At 66.3% G+C, this 17,978-nt stretch carries 19 protein-coding genes and 1 pseudogene; 7 read left to right on the forward strand and 13 right to left on the reverse strand.

What is annotated here, in order from left to right; genetic code table 11:
- Positions 1-44 precede the first annotated feature (44 nt).
- Positions 45-908: a proline iminopeptidase-family hydrolase gene (locus Q0W90_RS09235; protein WP_297601679.1), complete on the forward strand. Its 864-nt coding sequence runs from the start codon at positions 45-47 to the stop codon at positions 906-908.
- Between the two features lie 22 nt (positions 909-930).
- On the opposite strand, the gene Q0W90_RS09240 is transcribed toward Q0W90_RS09235, so the two are convergent.
- The 4 genes from Q0W90_RS09240 to Q0W90_RS09255 all read right to left on the reverse strand — a co-directional run bounded on the left by Q0W90_RS09240 (position 931) and on the right by Q0W90_RS09255 (position 5,120).
- The gene (locus Q0W90_RS09240; protein ID WP_297601676.1) at positions 931-1,701 is read right to left on the reverse strand and encodes an enoyl-CoA hydratase/isomerase family protein; all 771 of its coding nucleotides are present in this window, start codon (positions 1,699-1,701) and stop codon (positions 931-933) included.
- A gap of 63 nt (positions 1,702-1,764) precedes the next feature.
- Complete coding sequence (locus Q0W90_RS09245; RefSeq protein WP_297601673.1) at positions 1,765-2,847, reverse strand: acyl-CoA dehydrogenase family protein; 1,083 nt, start codon at positions 2,845-2,847, stop codon at positions 1,765-1,767.
- Complete coding sequence (locus Q0W90_RS09250; protein ID WP_297774230.1) at positions 2,834-3,739, reverse strand: acyl-CoA dehydrogenase family protein; 906 nt, start codon at positions 3,737-3,739, stop codon at positions 2,834-2,836. Before Q0W90_RS09250 ends, Q0W90_RS09245 begins: the two co-directional genes overlap by 14 nt.
- On the reverse strand, positions 3,717-5,120 hold the full coding sequence (locus Q0W90_RS09255; RefSeq protein WP_297600807.1) for an AMP-binding protein: 1,404 nt from the start codon (positions 5,118-5,120) through the stop codon (positions 3,717-3,719). Before Q0W90_RS09255 ends, Q0W90_RS09250 begins: the two co-directional genes overlap by 23 nt.
- Before the next feature lie 125 nt (positions 5,121-5,245).
- Between Q0W90_RS09255 and Q0W90_RS09260 the strand changes: the two genes are divergently transcribed.
- Genes Q0W90_RS09260 through Q0W90_RS09270 form a run of 3 tightly spaced genes read left to right on the forward strand, consistent with a single transcriptional unit; the run spans position 5,246 to position 7,220 of the window.
- Positions 5,246-5,584, forward strand: a complete 339-nt coding sequence (locus tag Q0W90_RS09260; protein WP_297600813.1) for a 2Fe-2S iron-sulfur cluster-binding protein — start codon at positions 5,246-5,248, stop codon at positions 5,582-5,584.
- 21 nt (positions 5,585-5,605) lie between these two features.
- On the forward strand, positions 5,606-5,920 hold the full coding sequence (locus Q0W90_RS09265; RefSeq protein ID WP_297600804.1) for a DUF4286 family protein: 315 nt from the start codon (positions 5,606-5,608) through the stop codon (positions 5,918-5,920).
- Positions 5,921-5,957: 37 nt separating this feature from the next.
- Positions 5,958-7,220 (forward strand): amidohydrolase family protein, encoded by a 1,263-nt coding sequence (locus Q0W90_RS09270; RefSeq protein ID WP_297701180.1) that lies wholly within the window; start codon positions 5,958-5,960, stop codon positions 7,218-7,220.
- A gap of 72 nt (positions 7,221-7,292) precedes the next feature.
- Here Q0W90_RS09270 and Q0W90_RS09275 read toward each other — a convergent pair whose 3' ends face one another.
- The 5 genes from Q0W90_RS09275 to Q0W90_RS09295 all read right to left on the reverse strand — a co-directional run bounded on the left by Q0W90_RS09275 (position 7,293) and on the right by Q0W90_RS09295 (position 11,798).
- On the reverse strand, positions 7,293-7,718 hold the full coding sequence (locus Q0W90_RS09275; RefSeq protein ID WP_297774233.1) for a nuclear transport factor 2 family protein: 426 nt from the start codon (positions 7,716-7,718) through the stop codon (positions 7,293-7,295).
- An 89-nt stretch (positions 7,719-7,807) separates the two neighbouring features.
- Positions 7,808-8,848 (reverse strand): CoA transferase, encoded by a 1,041-nt coding sequence (locus Q0W90_RS09280; RefSeq protein ID WP_297600794.1) that lies wholly within the window; start codon positions 8,846-8,848, stop codon positions 7,808-7,810.
- Complete coding sequence (locus Q0W90_RS09285; protein WP_297600791.1) at positions 8,845-9,801, reverse strand: LLM class F420-dependent oxidoreductase; 957 nt, start codon at positions 9,799-9,801, stop codon at positions 8,845-8,847. Before Q0W90_RS09285 ends, Q0W90_RS09280 begins: the two co-directional genes overlap by 4 nt.
- A complete protein-coding gene (locus tag Q0W90_RS09290) occupies positions 9,786-10,220 on the reverse strand; it encodes a cobalamin B12-binding domain-containing protein (RefSeq protein WP_067253461.1) in 435 nt (144 codons plus the stop codon). The genes Q0W90_RS09285 and Q0W90_RS09290 overlap by 16 nt, the downstream gene beginning before the upstream one ends.
- Positions 10,221-11,798, reverse strand: coding sequence for a methylmalonyl-CoA mutase family protein (locus Q0W90_RS09295; protein ID WP_297600782.1), 1,578 nt, complete (start codon positions 11,796-11,798; stop codon positions 10,221-10,223). It lies immediately after the preceding gene.
- Positions 11,799-11,867: 69 nt separating this feature from the next.
- Here Q0W90_RS09295 and Q0W90_RS09300 point away from each other — a divergent pair, with 69 nt between their 5' ends.
- On the forward strand, positions 11,868-12,692 hold the full coding sequence (locus Q0W90_RS09300; RefSeq protein WP_297774236.1) for an NAD(P)-dependent oxidoreductase: 825 nt from the start codon (positions 11,868-11,870) through the stop codon (positions 12,690-12,692).
- Between the two features lie 4 nt (positions 12,693-12,696).
- Here the strand turns inward: Q0W90_RS09300 and Q0W90_RS09305 are convergent, their stop codons facing one another.
- The 3 genes from Q0W90_RS09305 to Q0W90_RS09315 are packed head-to-tail and all read right to left on the reverse strand — an operon-like array spanning position 12,697 to position 14,904.
- Entirely contained in the window at positions 12,697-13,503 is an 807-nt protein-coding gene (locus tag Q0W90_RS09305; RefSeq protein ID WP_297700640.1) for a methyltransferase domain-containing protein, read from the reverse strand.
- A 57-nt stretch (positions 13,504-13,560) separates the two neighbouring features.
- Complete coding sequence (locus tag Q0W90_RS09310) at positions 13,561-14,262, reverse strand: M15 family metallopeptidase (RefSeq protein WP_297600839.1); 702 nt, start codon at positions 14,260-14,262, stop codon at positions 13,561-13,563.
- A 42-nt stretch (positions 14,263-14,304) separates the two neighbouring features.
- Positions 14,305-14,904, reverse strand: coding sequence for a TetR family transcriptional regulator (locus Q0W90_RS09315; RefSeq protein ID WP_297600836.1), 600 nt, complete (start codon positions 14,902-14,904; stop codon positions 14,305-14,307).
- Positions 14,905-14,965: 61 nt separating this feature from the next.
- On the opposite strand from Q0W90_RS09315, the gene Q0W90_RS09320 reads away from it, so the two are divergent.
- Both Q0W90_RS09320 and Q0W90_RS09325 read left to right on the forward strand, forming a co-directional pair.
- On the forward strand, positions 14,966-16,675 hold the full coding sequence (locus Q0W90_RS09320; protein WP_297700636.1) for a CocE/NonD family hydrolase: 1,710 nt from the start codon (positions 14,966-14,968) through the stop codon (positions 16,673-16,675).
- A 106-nt stretch (positions 16,676-16,781) separates the two neighbouring features.
- Positions 16,782-17,076: pseudogene (locus Q0W90_RS09325) on the forward strand (LLM class flavin-dependent oxidoreductase); the annotation flags it as partial.
- A gap of 14 nt (positions 17,077-17,090) precedes the next feature.
- Here Q0W90_RS09325 and Q0W90_RS09330 read toward each other — a convergent pair.
- Positions 17,091-17,978, reverse strand: an 888-nt coding sequence (locus tag Q0W90_RS09330) for a cytochrome P450 (RefSeq protein ID WP_297774239.1), incomplete at its 5' end; no start/stop codon positions are given.

Genomic DNA, 17,978 nt, shown 5'->3' on the forward strand with positions numbered 1-17,978 from the left:
GATTCTGCGTCTGCTCACCGATCAATCAGGAGGCACAGGCGGCTATGCAGGGGACAATCGCGGTTCCGGGCGGCGACGTGTGGTTCGAGCGGACCGGCGGCGGGGCCGGTCTTCCGCTGCTCGTCGTTCACGGCGGGCCGGGCTTACCGCACAACTACTTGCGGCCACTGGGGCGGTTGGCCGCGCAGCGGGAAGTCATCTTCTGGGATCAGCTTGGCTGCGGAAACTCCAAATGCCCGCCAAACCCCCAGCTTTGGACGATGGATCGCTCGGTCGCCGAGGTGGACGCCGTGGTGCGGGGTTTGGGGCTAGAACGCTTTCACCTGTTCGGGAACTCCTGGGGCGCGATGTTGGCCCAGCAGTACATGCTCGACGCGGCCCCCTCGGGCGCCGCGAGCCTGACCATCTCGAACAGCATCGCGTCCATCCCGGAGTTCGCGAAGATGGTGGCGCGCTTGAAGTCCGAGCTGGATCCGGGCACCCAGGCCGCCATCGACCGGCATGAGGCCGCCGGCACGACGTCCGCGCCCGAATACCAGGACGCGATACGAACCTGGAACGAAACCTACCTGTGCCGGGTCCGTCCCTGGCCGCGAGAGCTCGAGGACGCGTTCAGAGACATGGGCGCCGAGGTCTTCGAGACGATGTTCGGCCCCAGCGATTTTCACATCGTCGGAACGATCCGGGACTGGGATGTGTTCGATCGGCTCAACGAAATCGCCGTGCCGACAATGGTGCTAGCGGGCCGCTTCGACGAATGCGTGCCGGAACACATGTGGGAAATGCACCAGCGCATAGCGGGTTCACGGTTCGAGCTGTTCGAGTCCAGCGCTCACATGCCGTTCATCGAGGAGCCGGACCGCTTCGATGCGGTGATGAGTGACTTCCTGCGCCGCCACGACGCCTGAGGCCGCCCACGCGGCAAGAGCCTCAGTTCTTCTTGGCCGCGTTGAATTTCGCGACGTTGGCCCGGAAATCCTCGGTGACAAACGATTGGCTCTCGGCCGACAGGGCGTAGTCCAAACTGGCGAGCACGGCCCGCTCCAGGTGAATGTTGAGTACCCGCTTGGTGCTTTCGACCGCCTGCTGCGGCAGCTGCAGAATCTTTTTCGCGCAGGCGATTGCCTCCGAGAGGGGGTCGGCCACCACATGGTTGGCCAGTCCGAGTTCGACGGCGCGCTGTGCCTTGATGCGGGTTCCGGTCAGCGCGAATTCCTTGGCGAGCAGCAGGCTGATGTGCAGCGGCCAGGTCAGCGGCCCACCGTCGGCTGCCACCAGCCCTACCTGCACATGCGGGTCGGCCAGATAGGCGTCCTCGGCGATGTACACGATGTCGCTGAGCGCAACCAGGCTGCAGCCGAGCCCAACGGCGGGGCCGTTGACGGCCGCTACCACGGGAATTCGGCACCGTGCCATGCCGAGCACGATCTCGCGGCCATCGCGGATAGTTTTGGCGCGCAGCTCAGCGTCATTCGCCAGCTCTTCCAGATACGTGAAATCGCCACCGGCCGAAAACGCCCTGCCCGCCCCGGTTACCACAGCGGCGCGGGCCGTGGGGTCATCGGTCAACCGCTGCCACAGCCGCGCGAGCCCGACGTGCAGATTGTCGTTGACCGAGTTGAGCGACTCCGGCCGGTTGAGGGTGATGATGCGCAGCGCACCGTCGGCCTGGACGTCGATTTCGGTAGGCATGTCGTACACGTCAGACTCCTTCGATGGTCGTGACCCGCTTCACCCGGGCTTCGCCCGCGTTCGCGATCACTCCTACAATCCCAAGATTCGTGAGGCGATGATGTTCTTTTGTATTTGTGATGTCCCGCCCATCACGCTTTGCGCCCGGCTGTACAGGTAGGCGCTCAGCAGATCGGGATCCCGCGTCCCCGCGACCGCAAGAGCCGCATGCCCGACGGATTGTTCCACCCAGGTCATGAGTAGTTTGTCCAGCGAGCCCTCCGAGCCGTGCGATACCCCGTCGAGCTGTTCGGACAACCGGCGCCGCACGTGATGGGTCAGCATGTCCGACTCGACCGCGGCCCAGGCCAGCTCTTCGGGCACTTCACCATCGTTACGCGACAACAGCTCTCGAACAAGCTTGCCGTAGCGCGCCGCATAGCCGAGCGTGGAGGGCTCACGTTCGTGCCCGACGACGGTCATGGCCACCGCCCAGCCGTCGCCCGGAGCACCGACCATCCGTTCCGCCGGTACGACGGCATCGTCGAAGAACACCTGACCGAATTCGTTGGTCACCCCGTTGATCATCTGCAGCGGGCGCTGTTGCACGCCAGGCTGTTTCATCTCCAGCACGAACGCCGACAGTCCGCGGTGACGCTTGGCCTCGGCGTCGGTGCGCGCCAGCAGCAGGCACCAGTCGGCGACGTCGGAATAGCTGGTCCAGATCTTGTGTCCGTTCACCACATAGTTGTCGCCCTCGAGGCGAGCGGTGGTGGTCAGCGACGCCAGATCCGAGCCGGCACCGGGCTCGCTGAAGCCCTGGCACCAGCGCTCGGTGCCGTTGATGATGCCGGGCAGGAAGCGCTTGCGTAGCTCGTCGCCGGCGTGCTCGCCGATGCCGTACACCAGATAACCGACGCTGGGGCGCGGTGGCGCGCCGGCACGCACCAGCTCCTCGTCGACGATGACGTCGTACACCGGCGCCAGGTCCTGCCCGCCCCAATCGCGCGGCCAGGACAGGCCGAAAAAGCCGTTGTCATACAGGGCGCGATGCCAGTCGGCCATGCGCGCCCAATACTCGTCTCCCGAGCCGGAAAACTCCTTGGCGTGCGCCGAAAGCCACGTGCGCAGCCGCTCCCGAAAGGTGGCCTCGTCGGGTGAGTCACGAAAGTCCAAGATCGATCTCCTTCAACGCGACCGGCCATAGCTCGGTCGAAGTCAGGGCGCGGCGCAGGTAGACGTGCGCCACGCATTCCCAGGTGTTGCCGATCCCACCGTGCACCTGAATGGCTGTCTCACAGACGGTTCGGGTGGCGCGCGCGCAGTAGACCTTCGCGATTTGGGCGGCCCGAATGGCGTCGGCGGGGGCCAGCTCGTCGACCGCCCACGCGGCATGTCGCAACACGCTTATCGAACCTTCAATCAGCGCAAGGCTTTCGGCCAACAAGTGCGCGATGGCTTGGTAGGACCCGATCTGCTTGCCGTACTGCTCGCGGATCTTGGCGTAGTCGCAGGCGACGGCGTGCGCGCCCCGGGCGACGCCGACCAGGTCCGCCGCCGTCGTGACCAGTGCCAGCGCCCGCCATTGCTCGGCGACCTCGGCGGAGACCTCGCCCAACGTCACCGGCGACCCGACGATCTTCGCGTCGGCCCGCGTCAGATCGACGCCGTCGGTCAAGGCCTGCACCTCGACGGCAGAGACCGCGCCGCCCGAGAGCGATAGGGCGCGTCGGGCACCCCGGGCGTCGATCACCCGGCCATCGACGACGACGGTCGCCCCCGACGCGTCGTCGCCGATGTGGCGGGCCAGATCGTCGGCCAGCACCGGACCGAGAAACGGTGTGTCAACCAGCCGGCGTCCGAATTCCTCGGCCACGATCGCCACTTCGACGCCCGAGGCCCCGTCGGAGCGCAACGAGCGCCAGCCGGTGGACCCGATCTGCTTGTCCAGGCGTGCGATTCGAGCCTGGTCGTCGAGATCCTGCACCGCCGCCGGTCCGAGGTCGTCGGCCAGCTTGGCGGCGGCGTCGCGTAATTGCTGTTGTTCAGCTGTCAGACGTACATCCATAGCGCTCCTTCAGCACTCGGCGCAGCACCTTGCCCGAGGGCAGGCGGGGAATTTCAGGCACAAACACCACCCGGCTCAGATGTTTATAGGACGCCAACTTCTCGTCCACCAGCGCGGTCAGTTGGGTTGCATCGACGGGCTCGGCGGCCGCGACCGCGGCGACGATCGCTTCGCCGTTGAGTCCGTCGGGAATCCCGAACACCGCGCAGTCTTTGACCGCCGGATGACCGTGCAATACCGTCTCGATTTCGGCGGGGGCAACCTGGAAACCGCGGACTTTGATCATTTCTTTGAGGCGGTCGGTGATCCGCAGCCAGCCTCCGGCGTCGAGCCAGCCGACGTCCCCGGTCCGATACCACCCATCGCGGATCACCTCGCCGGTCGCGTCGGCCGGCAGGTAGCCGGCCATGAGCGACGCCGACCGGGCCTGAATCTCACCGACCTCTCCCGGTCCGACCGGCTCGCCGGTCTCCAGCGAAACGACTCGCAGGTCCACACCGGGCACCGGCCGCCCAACGGTGTCGAGCCGGGCGTCCTCGATCGGATTACACGCGATGACAGGCAATTCCGTGGTTCCGTAGGCGGGCAACCAGCTCACGCCGGTCCGTCGGGTCACCGTCTGCGCGACGTGAGCGTTGACCGGTGTGGCCCCCCACATGATGTAGCGCAGCGACGACAGGTCATAGGATTCGAGGCTCGGATGTGAGGCGATGGCCAGCGCGATCGGAGCGACCGCCATTTCCACTGTGATGCGGTCACTTTCGATGTGGTGCAGCACCCGGTCGATGTCGAACCGGGGATGCAGCCGCACGCAGGCGCCGGTCTTCAGGGCGGTTAGCAGGTTCAGCAGCCCGAGAATGTGTGACGGTGGCGTGGCGACCTGAATACGGTCGTGGCGCGTCAACTGCAGCGCGTGGCGCCAGTGCCGCACGGCCTCATCCAGCGACGCGTGGGTGTGCCGGACGGCCTTGGGCAGGCCGGTGGTGCCGGAACTGAACACCAGCGCCGCGTCGGCCTCGGGCGGCGGTGAGCCGGCCACCGACTCTGCGGGCGGGACCGGCTCGTCCAGGTGCAGCATCGGCATCAGGCCGGCCAGCACCGGGTGGTCCCCCACGGCGTGTGCGGGGTTGGTCAGGGCGAGCGCGTGGTCGACCTCGTCGCGTTTCCACGCGGGGCTGATGAGCACGGCCGTCGCGGCGAGCCGCCAGATCGCGAGCACCACGGCGAGGAACTCGGGCCGGTTGGAGGCCATGACCGCGATCCTCTGACCGGCCGTGACACCGTCTTTTGCCAGGGCCGCGGCCCATCCGTCGGCCAAGGCGTCGAGTTCGGGCACGCTGAAACGCCGTTCCTCGAACACGAGCGCCGCCGGCTCGGTCACGTCCCGTCCTTCCCTGACAGACCGGGCTGACCCGACATCCATACAAGTCTTGAGAAGATGCTATCGCTTCGTGAGAATAGTATTCTCTATACTGAAGAATGCAAGTACGGGAGGGGGCGGTCTACGTGACGGTCACCCGGATCATCGAGGAGACCCCAGGGGTGACAGATCCGGCGACAAACGGCTCCGATGCCGGGACGGTGACGATTCATCTCGACCGCAAGAAGGTCGCGGTGCCCAGGGTGCCGGGCGAGACGCTGTTGGAGACGGCGCGGCGGGCCGGGCTGGAGCCGCCGTTCAGTTGCGAGGCCGGCAACTGCGGGACGTGCATGGCCAAGCTCGAAGAGGGCCATGTCACCATGCGCGTGAACGACGCTCTGGAACCCGACGAGGTCGCCGAGGGCTACATTCTGACGTGCCAGGGCGTTCCGGATACGGACTCGGTCACGGTGCGCTACGAGTAGCAGCCAGGAGAGGTTTCCAATATGGCCAAGGGCATCATCCTCGTCGAGAGCCGACCCAGCTCGCCCGAACGGGAAGCGGAGTACAACACCTGGTACGACGAAGTGCACCTCGGCGAACTCGTGGCCCTAGACGGAATCGTCTCCGCACGCCGGCTACGACCCATTGACGGCGACGGTCCCTACGTCGCCATCTATGAGGTCGAGGGCGACGACCTGCAGGCAATTCTGGACAACATGATCGCCAACGGGCCACAGCTGCACATGTCCGATGCCCTACAACTCGACCCGGCGCCGATTCCACGACTGCTCGAAACCACCACCGAGTGCCGCGGCTAACCGAGTTCGCGGCGCGCACGGAAGAGGAGCGTTTTTGATGAAGGCCGATGACCTGATCCTGGTGAGCATTGACGACCACGTGGTCGAGCCGCCGGACATGTTCCTGCGCCACGTGCCGGCCAGGTACCGGGACGAGGCGCCGATCGTCGTGACCGACGACAAGGGCGTCGACCAGTGGATGTATCAGGGCAGGCCGCAGGGCGTCAGCGGCCTCAACGCCGTCGTGTCGTGGCCGGCCGAGGAGTGGGGCCGCGATCCCGCCGGGTTCGCCGAGATGCGTCCCGGCGTCTACGACGTGCACGAGCGCGTCCGGGACATGAACCGCAACGGCATCCTCGCGTCGATGTGCTTCCCGACCTTCACCGGCTTCTCCGCCCGTCACCTCAACATGACGCGCGAGGACGTCACCCTGGTGATGGTGTCGGCCTACAACGACTGGCACATCGACGAATGGGCCGGCTCCTACCCGGACCGCTTTATCCCCATCGCGATCCTGCCGACCTGGACTCCCGAGGGCATGTGCGCCGAGATCCGCCGCGTCGCCGCGAAGGGCTGCCGCGCGGTCACCATGCCGGAATTGCCGCACCTGGAAGGGCTTCCGAGCTACCACGACGAGGACTACTGGGGGCCGGTGTTCCGGACGCTGTCCGAAGAGAACGTCGTGATGTGCCTGCACATCGGCACCGGGTTCGGGGCGATCAGCATGGCCCCCGACGCGCCGATCGACAACCTGATCATCCTGGCCACCCAGATCTCGGCGATGTGCGCCCAAGACCTGCTGTGGGGTCCGGCCATGCGCAACTACCCCGACCTGAAATTCGCCTTCTCCGAAGGCGGTATCGGCTGGATTCCCTTCTACCTCGACCGCAGCGACCGCCACTACACCAACCAGAAGTGGCTACGCCGCGACTTCGGCGACAAGCTGCCCAGCGACGTGTTCCGCGAACACTCGCTGGCCTGCTACGTCACCGACAAGACGTCGCTGAAGCTGCGCCACGAGATCGGCATCGACATCATCGCCTGGGAATGCGACTATCCGCACTCGGACTGCTTCTGGCCGGACGCGCCCGAGCAGGTGCTGGCCGAACTGAACGGCGCCGGCGCCGACGACTCCGACATCGACAAGATCACCTGGGCCAACGCCTGCCGGTTTTTCGGTTGGGACCCGTTCGCGCGCACCCCTCATGAGCAAGCGAACGTTAAAGCCCTGCGCGCCAGGGCAACCGACGTGGATGTGTCCATTCGGCCGCGCGCCGAGTGGGCGCGGCGCTATCAGGAAAAGCAACTTGCCACGTCTTAACGCCGAACGTCGACTTGCTGGGTGAATTCGCCCGCGACTTCGGCGCAACAATTCGACGTTCGGCGGCTTAGGTCAGCCGGTTGGCGGGTTGACGAACCACACGTTCTCTTCGCGCAGGCTGCGGCTGCGCCACCCGTCGGCCGTGCGTGTCAGCTCGTGGTGGTAGTAGCCGCCGCAGCAACTCAACTCCGCCATGCCCGGCAACCGCATCGGGTTGTAGAACACGGCCCGCACCGTCGCGAGATCGCCGTCGAGCGCGAAAATTTCCACATTGGTGATGTAGTGCATTGACATCGGGATCGCACCGAAGCCCTGCTCCAACCACGCGGCCACTTCGTCGCGAGGGCCCGCCGCGGCGCCCGCCGACGAGTAGTCGATATGCGCATCGTCGGTGAAGACCGAGCGGTACAGCTCCCAGTCTTTGGCGTCGACGGCGCGGGCGTATCTATTGAGTAGCGCGGCGATTTCGATTTCGTCAGCGACCCGCTGCAGATCCATCGTTGCACCTTATCTCTAGTGCCGCGGACGTGACCGTGCAGTCACGCTGGAGACCGAGCGTGACTGCACGGTCACGTTCGGCGGGCGGATCAGCCCTCCGGCAGCTCCGGCGGTGGACGGTACTTCGGCTCGTACCCGGAGACATGGATCGGGCTGCCCACCAGACGGAAATCACCCGCTGTCACAACCACTTCCGGAGTCGCCTCCAGTGCCTCGGGCAGGGTCCTGACGGCCGCGGCCGGTACCCCGAGTGGGCGCAGTCGCCGTTCCCACCCGGTGGCGCTATCGGTCGCCAGCATCGCCGTGACGACGGCGAGCACTTCGTCGCGACGGGCGACTCGCTCGGCCATCGTCTCGAAACCCCCGATGCCCGCTTCTGCGGCAAACGACTTCCAGAACCCGTCGTGCGTGATGAACAGGGCCAGATACCCGTCGGCCGTCGGAAAGAGCTGAGCCGGAACGTAATAGGAGTGAGCCCCGTGCGGGCGTCGCTGCGGCTCGACACCGCTGTTGAGATACGCGGAGGCGTGGTAGTTCAGCTGCGACAACATGACGTCGCGTAGCGACACATCCACCTGTCCGCCGGTGCCGGAGATGATCTTGGCCAAAAGACCGAGCGCCGCGGACATTCCGGTGGAGTTGTCGGCCGACGAGTAGCCGGGCAGCGTCGGCGGCCCGTCGGGGTCACCCGTCAAGGCCGCGGTGCCGACACCCGCCTGCACGACGTAATCGAATGCGGGGTCGTCGCCGCCGTACAGGCCGAAACCGGTGATCGCCACGCAGACGATCCGCTCGTTGTGTCGTCGCAACTGCTCGTAGGTGAGCCCCAGCCGACGGATGGCGGATGGTTTCAGATTCACCAACAGGGCGTGGGATTCGGCGGCGAGTTCACCCAGGCGCTGTTGCCCCGCATCCGAATTCAGGTCCAGACAGATGCTGGACTTGTTGCGGTTGAGGCTGGCGAAGTATGTGGCGCCGACACTGCGTGAGATCTCACCGCCCGCGGGTTCGATCTTGGTGACCTCGGCGCCGAGATCCGCCAGCAGCATGGTGGCGTACGGACCCGCCAGCATGGTGCCCACCTCAAGGATCCGTATCCCCGCCAGCGGACCGGTGTTGCTGCCAGTCAACGCAATTCCGCGGCGAGTGAGGCGATCATTTCGCGGGTGCGGCGCTTGGAAGCGACCAGCTCGTCCCGGTTGTCGCCGATCGGCAGCAGCCGCACCGACAAGTCGGTCACACCGGCGTCGGCGAACCGGCTCATCCTGGCCAGGATCTGTTCCGAGTCGCCCGCCGCGCACAGGTCGCCGACATCGCGGGCATCGCCGCGGTCCAGGAGGCGCTGGTAGTTCGGCGATACCTCGGCCTCGCCCAGGATGCGGTTGGCCCGCTCCTTGGCCTCGTCGACTTGTGAAGGCGCACACAGGCATACCGGGATACCCGCGACGATGCGCGGTGGGGGCCGACCGGCGTCCGCGGCGGCCTTGGTGATCTTCGGCGCGATGTGATCACCGATCGCGCGCTCGTCGGCCATCCACAACACGGTGCCGTCGGCGAGTTCACCGGCAATCTGCAGCATTACCGGCCCCAGCGCGGCGACAAGCACCGGCATCGGAGTGTCGGCCCCGATCGCCAGCGGATTGTGCACCGCGAACGAGTCATTTTCGACGTCTACCGGTCCCGGCCCCGCGGTGGCGGCGTTGAGGACCTGCAGGTAGTCGCGTGTGTAGGCGGCCGGCTTCTCATAGGGCAAGCCGAGCATGTCCCGGATGATCCAGTGGTGCGACGGCCCAACGCCCAGCGCCAGCCGCCCTCCGGCCACCGCGTGCGTCGAGAGCGCTTGGCGGGCAAGGGCGATCGGATGCTGGGCCTGCAGCGGCACGACCGCGGTGCCCAGCTCGATGCGTGAGCTGTGGGCGGCCATCAGCGACACCATGGTCAGGCAGTCGAAGTCGTTGGGCACCTGCGGCATCCACGCGGTATCCAGACCCGCGGATTCGGCCCATTCGATATCGGAGGCCAGCTTGTGCACCTTGCGGGCCATATCGCCACGCTCGGCGCCGATCATTACTCCGACGCGCACTGTTCCTCTTTTTCTTCCGAAGCGGGTTCCGCCGTGCCGGTCAATGCGCGGATTTCGCGCACCAGGTTGTCCAGCGGTGTCCCGGTGGGGAATACCGCCGCGGCACCGGCGGAAAGGAGTTTGGGGACGTCGGCGTGCGGGATCGTCCCGCCGACGACGACGGAGATGTCGGCGGCGTCGGCGGCGCGCAGCGCTTCGACGGTGCGCGCGGTGAGCGCCAGGTGAGCACCGGACAGGATGCTCAGGCCGACCACGGCGACGTCTTCCTGGACGGCGATCGAGGCGATGTCCTCGATGCGCTGCCGGATGCCGGTGTAGATAACCTCGAATCCGGCGTCCCGCAGGGTTCGTGCGACGATCTTGGCGCCGCGGTCATGCCCGTCCAAGCCGGGTTTGGCAACCAGAACACGAACGGCCACTTAGAACACCACCGGTTGCTGGAACTCGCCCCACACGGCCTTGAGCGCGGAGACCATCTCCCCGACCGTGCAGTAGGCGTTGGCGCAGTCGATCAACTTGTGCATGAGGTTGTCGTCCCCTTCGGCGGAACGCGACAGCGCGGCAAGGCTGGATCCCACTGCGGCCGAATCCCGTTCGGACTTTACCTTGGAGAGTCGCTTGAGCTGAAGGTCACGCCCTTCGGCGTCGAGCTCATAGGTGACGACATCGTGTTCCGGCTCCTCGGTGACGAACCGGTTGACCCCGACGACGGGACGCGTGCCGGCTTCGACGTCCCGATGCAAGTTGAAGGCTTCGTCGGCGATCAGGCCCTGCAGATAACCGTCCTCGATGGCGTGGACCATGCCGCCGTGCCGTTCGAGGTCGGACATGATCTCGATGATGCGCTCTTCGGTCGCATCGGTCAGCGCCTCGACGAAGTAGGAGCCGCCCAGTGGGTCTGCGACGTTGGCGACCCCGGTTTCGTGCGCGAGGATCTGCTGGGTGCGCAGCGCCAGCGTCGTGGTTTCCTCGGTGGGCAGCGCGAACGGCTCGTCCCAGGCCGCCGTGAACATCGACTGGACGCCGCCCAATACGGCGGCCAGGGCCTCATAGGCCACGCGGACGATGTTGTTGTGGGCCTGCGGCGCGTACAGCGATGCACCCCCACAGACGCAGCCGAAGCGGAACATCGCCGCCTTGGCCGTCGTCGCCCCGTAGCGCTCCTGCACGATGGTCGCCCAACGCCGCCGTCCCGCACGGTATTTGGCGATCTCCTCGAAGAAATCGCCGTGGGTGTAGAAGAAGAACGAGATCTGGGGTGCGAACTGGTCGATCGTCATGCGGCCGCGCTCGACCACGGTGTCGCAATAGGTCACCCCGTCGGCCAGGGTGAAGGCCATTTCCTGCACCGCGTTGGCCCCGGCGTCGCGAAAGTGCGCGCCGGCCACCGAAATCGCGTTGAACCTCGGCACCTCGGCCGCGCAGAACTCGATGGTGTCGGCGATCAAGCGCAGCGACGGCTCCGGCGGCCAGATCCAGGTCCCGCGCGAGGCGTACTCCTTGAGGATGTCGTTTTGGATGGTTCCGGTGAGCTTGGACCGCGGTATCCCCTTTTTCTCGGCGGCGGCGACGTAGAACGCCAGCAGGATCGCCGCCGTGCCGTTGATGGTCATGCTGGTGCTGAGCTTGTCCAGCGGGATGCCGTCGAACAAAATCTCGAAGTCGGCCAGGGTGTCCACCGCGACGCCGACCCGACCGACCTCCTCACCGAACTCGGGGTCGTCGGAGTCGTATCCGCACTGGGTCGGCAGGTCGAGCGCCACCGACAGCCCGGTCCCGCCCTGATCCAGCAGGTAGCGGTAACGACGATTGGATTCCTCGGCGGTGCCGAAACCCGAATATTGGCGGAAGGTCCAGAGCTTGCCGCGGTAGCCCGACGCGAAGTTGCCCCGAGTGAAGGGGAACTCCCCGGGCTGCGGAGGCTCCGCGCCTCTATCCGCCGGCCCGTATACGGGCTGCAGCGGGATGCCGGAGGGAGTATGGGCCGTATTATCCATCGATGAATAACGTACTTGCAAAAAAAGAGAATGCCAATACCACATACTTGACCAGGTCAAAGGAGACGAATGGCTAATAACTTGCTCGCCGATCGCACCGTTGTGATCTCCGGCGGCAGCCGCGGCATCGGCCTCGCGATGGGAATCGCCGCGGCCCGCCACGGCGCCAACGTGGTGCTGCTGGCCAAGACCGACACCCCCCATCCGCGCCTGCCCGGAACGGTGCACACCGCCGCCGCCGACGTCGAGGCCGCCGGCGGAAAGGCGTTGGCCGTCGTCGGCGATGTGCGTCGCGAAGAGGACGTGCGGCGCGTCGTCGAGGCGGCGGTGCAGCGCTTCGGCGGCATCGATGTCTGTGTCAACAACGCCAGCGCCATCGCGACCGAACCGACCGCCGTGCTGTCTGCCAAGAAGTACGACCTGATGCAGGAGATCAACCTGCGCGGCACGTTCCTGCTGACCAAGGCGTGCGTGCCCCATCTACAGAAATCGGCCAACCCGCATGTGCTGACCATCTCGCCACCGATCAATATGAACCCCCGCTGGTTGGGCGCCCACCCGGCCTACACGCTGTCCAAGTACGGGATGACGCTGCTGTCGCTGGGCTGGGCGGCCGAATTCGCGGACGACGGGATCGGCGTGAATTGCCTTTGGCCGGAGACCTACATCGCCACCGCCGCCGTCACCAACATGGCCGACGGTGACCGGTTGGCTGCATCGTCGCGCAGCCCCGAGATCATGGGCGACGCCGCGGTCGAGATCGTCTCTCGACCCGCCCGGGACGCCACCGGCGACTGCTACATCGACGCCGAGGTCCTGAAATCCGCCGGGGTCGCCGACCTGTCCCAATACGGCGGCGGCGAGCAGCCGATTCCTGACCTCTTCCTCGACTGAATACCTATGCGCGGCAGATGATTTCGCCGTGCGGGATGGCAATCCAGCCGTCTTCGGCGGCGGCCCATTCTCGCCACGCGGCGGAGATCTCCTCGAGCTGCGCGGTGGTTGCCAACTCGAGGCTCACCAGGTCGCGGGCCACGGCGGAATGAAGGATCCGGTCGGCCCACATGCCGCCCCACCATTCGCGCGTCTCGGGCGTGGCGTAGCACCACAGGCTGCCGGTGGGCGTGATGTCGTCGAATCCCGCTTGCTGCGCCCAGGACAGCAGACGCCTGCCCGCGTCCGGCTCGCCGCAATTGGCGCGCGCGACCCGTCGGTAGAGGTCTCGCCACAGGTCGAGTGCGGGAAGCTGCGGGTACCAGATGAATCCCGCGTAGTCGGCGTCGCGGACCGCCACGACGCCACCCGGCGCGCAGACGCGCCGCATCTCGCGCAGGGCGCGCACCGGATCGGCCACGTGCTGTAGCACCTGGTGCGCGTGGACGACATCGAATGCGTCGTCGGGAAATTCGAGGTTGTGCACATCGGCGGTCCCGAACGAGACATTGGACAGGTTGCGCTGCTGAACCTCGGTGCGGGCCTCGCCCAGGACGTCGGCGACCTGGTCGACGGCGGTGACGGATCCGGGTGCGACGCGCGCGGCGAGGTCAGCGGTGATGGTGCCGGGTCCGCAACCGACGTCCAACACCGAGAAGCCCGGCTTCAGGTGTGGCAGTAGGTAAGCCGCCGAGTCCTCCGCGGTGCGTCGCCGGTGACTGCGCAGTACGGATTCGTGGTGCCCGTGCGTATAACTGGCCCGGTCGTTCATGACGCCACCCTACCGGATGAGTCATATCATGAAACTCATGTCTCAGTATGCGAGACGCTAGTCGAGGGGAACGTTGAGAATCGGCTGGTCGACACCGGCCCCGGGACCGTCGAAATGCCACCACTCGCCCGAATACACCTTCAGGCCGCCATAGTTCATGGCATTGCGCAACGCGGCTCGATTCGCCCGAGCATCGGCGCTGATGCCCTGAGTGTTGAAAGCCGTTGCCCGAGGGGTGAAGTCGTCGAAGTCGGTGCCCATGTCGGCCAGGCACAGCCCGCCTGCGCGTTGCCCCGATGGGCACGGCTGTTGCGCCGTCGTGAAGGTCACATCGACCGAGCGCCCCGACTCGTGGCTGCGCGCATACGGGCCCGGTCGTGCCACCCAGGCGGGGTTGGGGACCAGGGCGAACATCTTGACCTGGACGTCGTGCGGCCGATAGCAGTCCCAGAAGACCAACAGGTGGCCCTGCGGGCGCAGCGCGCCGGCGGCCGCCGCGAGGCCGGGCGCCATCGATTGGTGCACAAGGCATCTAGCGTCGGATGGATACAACTGCGTATGGGTGAAGTTGTTGGTCGTCGCGTAGCGCAGGTCGACGACGGCGTCGGGAACCACGTTGCGGATGTCGACGAATCCGGCAGCTTGCGCGGCGTCGCTGACCGGCGGCACGTCGGGGCCGGCCTGGGCGGTCCCAATGCCGGAGACCGCGACCAGGCCCGCGACGATCGCGAGCGCACGGACCGGGCGCAAAAGACGCATTCGGCCATTGTCGCAGTTGGTCACCCCGAGTTGCGTTATCTCCTACGAGATGTCGCCCTCGACATAGCGCTGTAGGTTCGGCGCCATCGCCGCCACCACCTGGTCCTCGGACATGGACGCGATCGGCTCCATCTTCCAGACGTAGCGCAACAACGCGAAGCCGATCAGCTGGGTGGCGATCAGCCCGCTGCGCCGGAGTCGTTCGTCCTCGTCGGCCCCCAGGGTGGACCCGCCGATCAGACCTCGCTCCACGATCAGCCGCAGCTTCTCCCGGGTCTTGTCTTCATGGGCGGCGGTCAGCAGCACCGCGCGCAGGATCGGACCGACCTCTTCGTCGGTCCAGGTGTCCAGCACGGTGCGGATCAATTGCCGGCCGAGGTCGGCCTTGGGCGTCGCCCACGTCGCGGCCACCGCGTCGAGCCATTTCTGAGGCGGAGTGGTGGCGGCATCAAGCAGGCCCTCCTTCGAGCCGAAGTAGTGGTAGATGAGCGCCGGGTCGACGTCCGCGGTCCGGGCGACGGCCCGAATTGCCGTTCCGGCCCAGCCATGTTCGGCGAATTGGTCGCGAGCGGCGGCCAGGATGCGCGCCGCCAGCACACCGCGCTCGTCGCGCGGACCCGGGGCGATCGATCGCGTCGGCACCGCCTCACCATACCCGAAGTTTCATCTTGCGTTGAGACTAATCTCAACGTAGCGTGAAACTATGACACCGCTCAACGGCCCGCAGACCACGGGCCGGGAATACCGGAATCTCAGCGAGCCGCAGTACACGTCACGCACCGACATCAACACCGCGATCGCAATGCGCGACGGCACAACACTTTTGGCCGACATTCACCGGCCCGATGCCGACGGCCGCTTCCCGGCGCTGCTGGCAGCCTCGCCATATCCGCGGCAGATGCAGGATCTCGGCGCGCCCGCGGGGTTCATCGAGGCCGGCAGGACCGACTTCTGGGTGCCACGCGGCTACGTGCACGTCATCGCCAACCTCCGCGGCACCTGCGGCTCCGAGGGCTCCTTCAACTTCTTCGACGCGCAGGAGCGCCGGGATGTGCACGACTTGGTGGAGTGGATCGCGGCTCAGCCGTGGTGCGACGGGAACGTCGGAATGATCGGCATCAGCTACTTCGCGATGACCCAACTCGAGGCGGCCGTCGAGCGGCCGCCTCACCTCAAAGCGATCTTTCCCCTGGCCGTGACCAGCGACCTGTACGAGGGCGCCAACCACCACGGGCTGTTGAGTTCGTCTTTCATCACACCGTTTCTCGCCACGATGGGCCTGACTGCCGACCGCAGCGACAAGCTGTGGCGCAGCAAGCCAATCGGATTGGCGCGGCGCGTGCTCAACAGCCCGAGGGTGCACAAGAAATTCGAGACCATGAACGGCGAGGCGGCGGTCACCATGCTGCGCCAACTGCTCAGGCTGCCGCACAATCCCCATCCGTGGGACGAACTATGGCAGGAGGCGGTGGTCAAGCACCCGACGCGCGACGAGTGGTGGGATGAGCGAAACCTGCTGCCACTGCTCAAGGAAATCGACATACCGGTCTACCTGGGGTGTGATTGGCAGAATGTGCCGTTACACCTGCCTTCGACGTTCGCAACCTGGAAGGGGCTGTCGGGCAACGGGTGTGTGCGGATGGGCATGCTCGGCGAGTTCGGGCTGACGTGGCCATGGGAAAGCATGCACACCGAGGCGCTGGCCTGGTACGACCATTGGCTGAAGGGGCGCGACACCGGGATCACCGAGGGGCCGCCGATCCGCTACTTCCTGCCGGGCGCCAACGAGTGGCGAACTGCCGACTCCTGGCCGCCCTCGCAAGCCCCGCATCGCGAGCTGGCCCTGCGCACCGATGGCGTTTTGGATGCGGACGAGGGGGAGCCGGGCGGTCGCGAATTCATGGTGTTGGGATCAGGCCTGGGCCGCATCAAAGCCAGCGAGATCGATCCGCCGTCGATGTTGGCATGGACCAGCGCGCCGCTAAGCCAGGATGTCGATGTGGTCGGCGATGTCGAGCTGCGGCTGGTTGCCTCGGCGACGGCGATCGATACCGCGTGGATGGCCACGGTGCACGACGTGGCGCCTGACGGGGAAGCGATCGACGTGACGTCGGGCTGGTTGCGCGCCAGCTTGCGCGAGGTCGACGAAGCGGCCAGTCGGCCCGGTGCGCCGGTGCTACCCTGCCGTAACCCGCAAGCCGTGCCGCTGGGCGAGGATGTCAAGTACCGAATCCCGTTGGTTCCCAACGCCCGCCGGTTGAAGGCGGGCCATCGCATTCGCCTGACGCTCACCAGCGATGACCAGGACCCGTCGACGCCGGCGATCATGAACTTCCGGCATGCCGGCGTCGGCACCTCCAGCCTGAACACGGTGCGCTCGTCGTCGCGGCTCTTGCTTCCCGTGCTCGGGTAACCCACGGGAGGACATTGATCAACGGGAATTGATCATCTGTCGTCCGGGTAGCCGATCGGCTAGCCTCAGGGCGGCGGCCCGAAGGAAGCGCAAGCGATGGCCGGCCGTGACCGACACCGGCAGGCGCAATCCCGCCGTCACCGCCCAGGCGGTCGCCTCTCTGCACCTGCTCACCCGAGGCAGGGCGGTTGCTCGGCATCGGAACCGGCGAGCGGGAAAGCAATGTGCCCTACGGCGTCGACTGGTCGAAGCCGGTGGCGCGCTTCGAGGAGGCGGTGGCCACCATCCGCGCGCTGTGGGACTCCAACGGCGAGCTGGTCACCCGGGACTCACCGTTCTTCCCGTTGCACAAAGCGACGTTCGGCCTGCCCCCGTACAAGGGCAAGTGGCCCCCGATCTGGCCGACGACTAACGGTCATTCGGCCGCGGTGAACTCGATGTGCAACTCCGTCAGCCCGCGCAGCAAGAACGTGGACTCGTAGCGGTACTCGCGGCTGGAAGGCAGACCGTGCTTGGCCTCACTGAGTCTGAATTCGCGCGTTCGGTCCAGGAGGCGGTTGACGGTGACGTGTCCTTCCACGCGGGCCAGCGGCGCACCCGCGCACGTGTGGATTCCGCGACCGAAGGCGATGTGCTCGCGAACGTTCTTCCGGTCGACCTGGAATTCGTTGGGATTCTCGAACTTTCGCGGATCACGGTTGGCGGCTCCCAGGCACAACATGATGACGGTGCCGGCCGGGATGTGTACCCCACCCAGGGTGGTGGTCTTACGCGCCAGGCGAAAGTCGACCTTGGTCGGGCTCTGTATGCGCAGCGCCTCTTCGATGAACGTGCCGATCAAGCTTCGATCTGAACGCAGCCGCTCTTGCAGCTCGGGGTCATCGCCGAGGATCTGCACCGCCGAGCTGAGCAGTTTGGTCACGGTCTCCTGCCCGGCCGCGAACAGGAACGTCGCCGGCCGGACGACCTCCAATAGCGGCGGGATGGAGCCATCGGGATACGTGGCCGTGGCCAGGCCGGTCAGCACGTCTTTGCGGGGTCGCTGTCGCCGGTCGGTGATGTAGGCGCTGAACAGATCGTCAAGGTACTGCAACGGGTTGCTGCCCACCGGTTCGTGATCCAGCGCGCCCACCCTGGCGCCCGGCGCATTGCCGGCCCCGAGATTGCGGCGGATCTCCGCGCGGTCCTCGTCGGGGACTCCGAGCAGATCGGCGATCGCCAGTGTCGCGAAGGGCTTCGCGTACTCGCTGAGGAACTCGCACTGACCGTTGGCGATGAATTCGTCGAACTGCCGATCGGCCAA

Source organism: Mycobacterium sp. (assembly GCF_025933915.1).
In the GTDB taxonomy this organism is placed as follows: Bacteria; Actinomycetota; Actinomycetes; order Mycobacteriales; family Mycobacteriaceae; genus Mycobacterium.

Coding starts and splice junctions, on each gene's coding strand:
- Q0W90_RS09320 (WP_297700636.1), top strand. CDS start 14,966: ATGACACCGCTCAACGGCCCGCAGACCACGGGCCGGGAATACCGGAAT.
- Q0W90_RS09250 (WP_297774230.1), bottom strand. CDS start 3,739: ATGGATGTACGTCTGACAGCTGAACAACAGCAATTACGCGACGCCGCC.
- Q0W90_RS09235 (WP_297601679.1), top strand. CDS start 45: ATGCAGGGGACAATCGCGGTTCCGGGCGGCGACGTGTGGTTCGAGCGG.
- Q0W90_RS09275 (WP_297774233.1), bottom strand. CDS start 7,718: ATGGATCTGCAGCGGGTCGCTGACGAAATCGAAATCGCCGCGCTACTC.
- Q0W90_RS09265 (WP_297600804.1), top strand. CDS start 5,606: ATGGCCAAGGGCATCATCCTCGTCGAGAGCCGACCCAGCTCGCCCGAA.
- Q0W90_RS09270 (WP_297701180.1), top strand. CDS start 5,958: ATGAAGGCCGATGACCTGATCCTGGTGAGCATTGACGACCACGTGGTC.
- Q0W90_RS09295 (WP_297600782.1), bottom strand. CDS start 11,798: ATGGATAATACGGCCCATACTCCCTCCGGCATCCCGCTGCAGCCCGTA.
- Q0W90_RS09305 (WP_297700640.1), bottom strand. CDS start 13,503: ATGAACGACCGGGCCAGTTATACGCACGGGCACCACGAATCCGTACTG.
- Q0W90_RS09310 (WP_297600839.1), bottom strand. CDS start 14,262: ATGCGTCTTTTGCGCCCGGTCCGTGCGCTCGCGATCGTCGCGGGCCTG.
- Q0W90_RS09300 (WP_297774236.1), top strand. CDS start 11,868: ATGGCTAATAACTTGCTCGCCGATCGCACCGTTGTGATCTCCGGCGGC.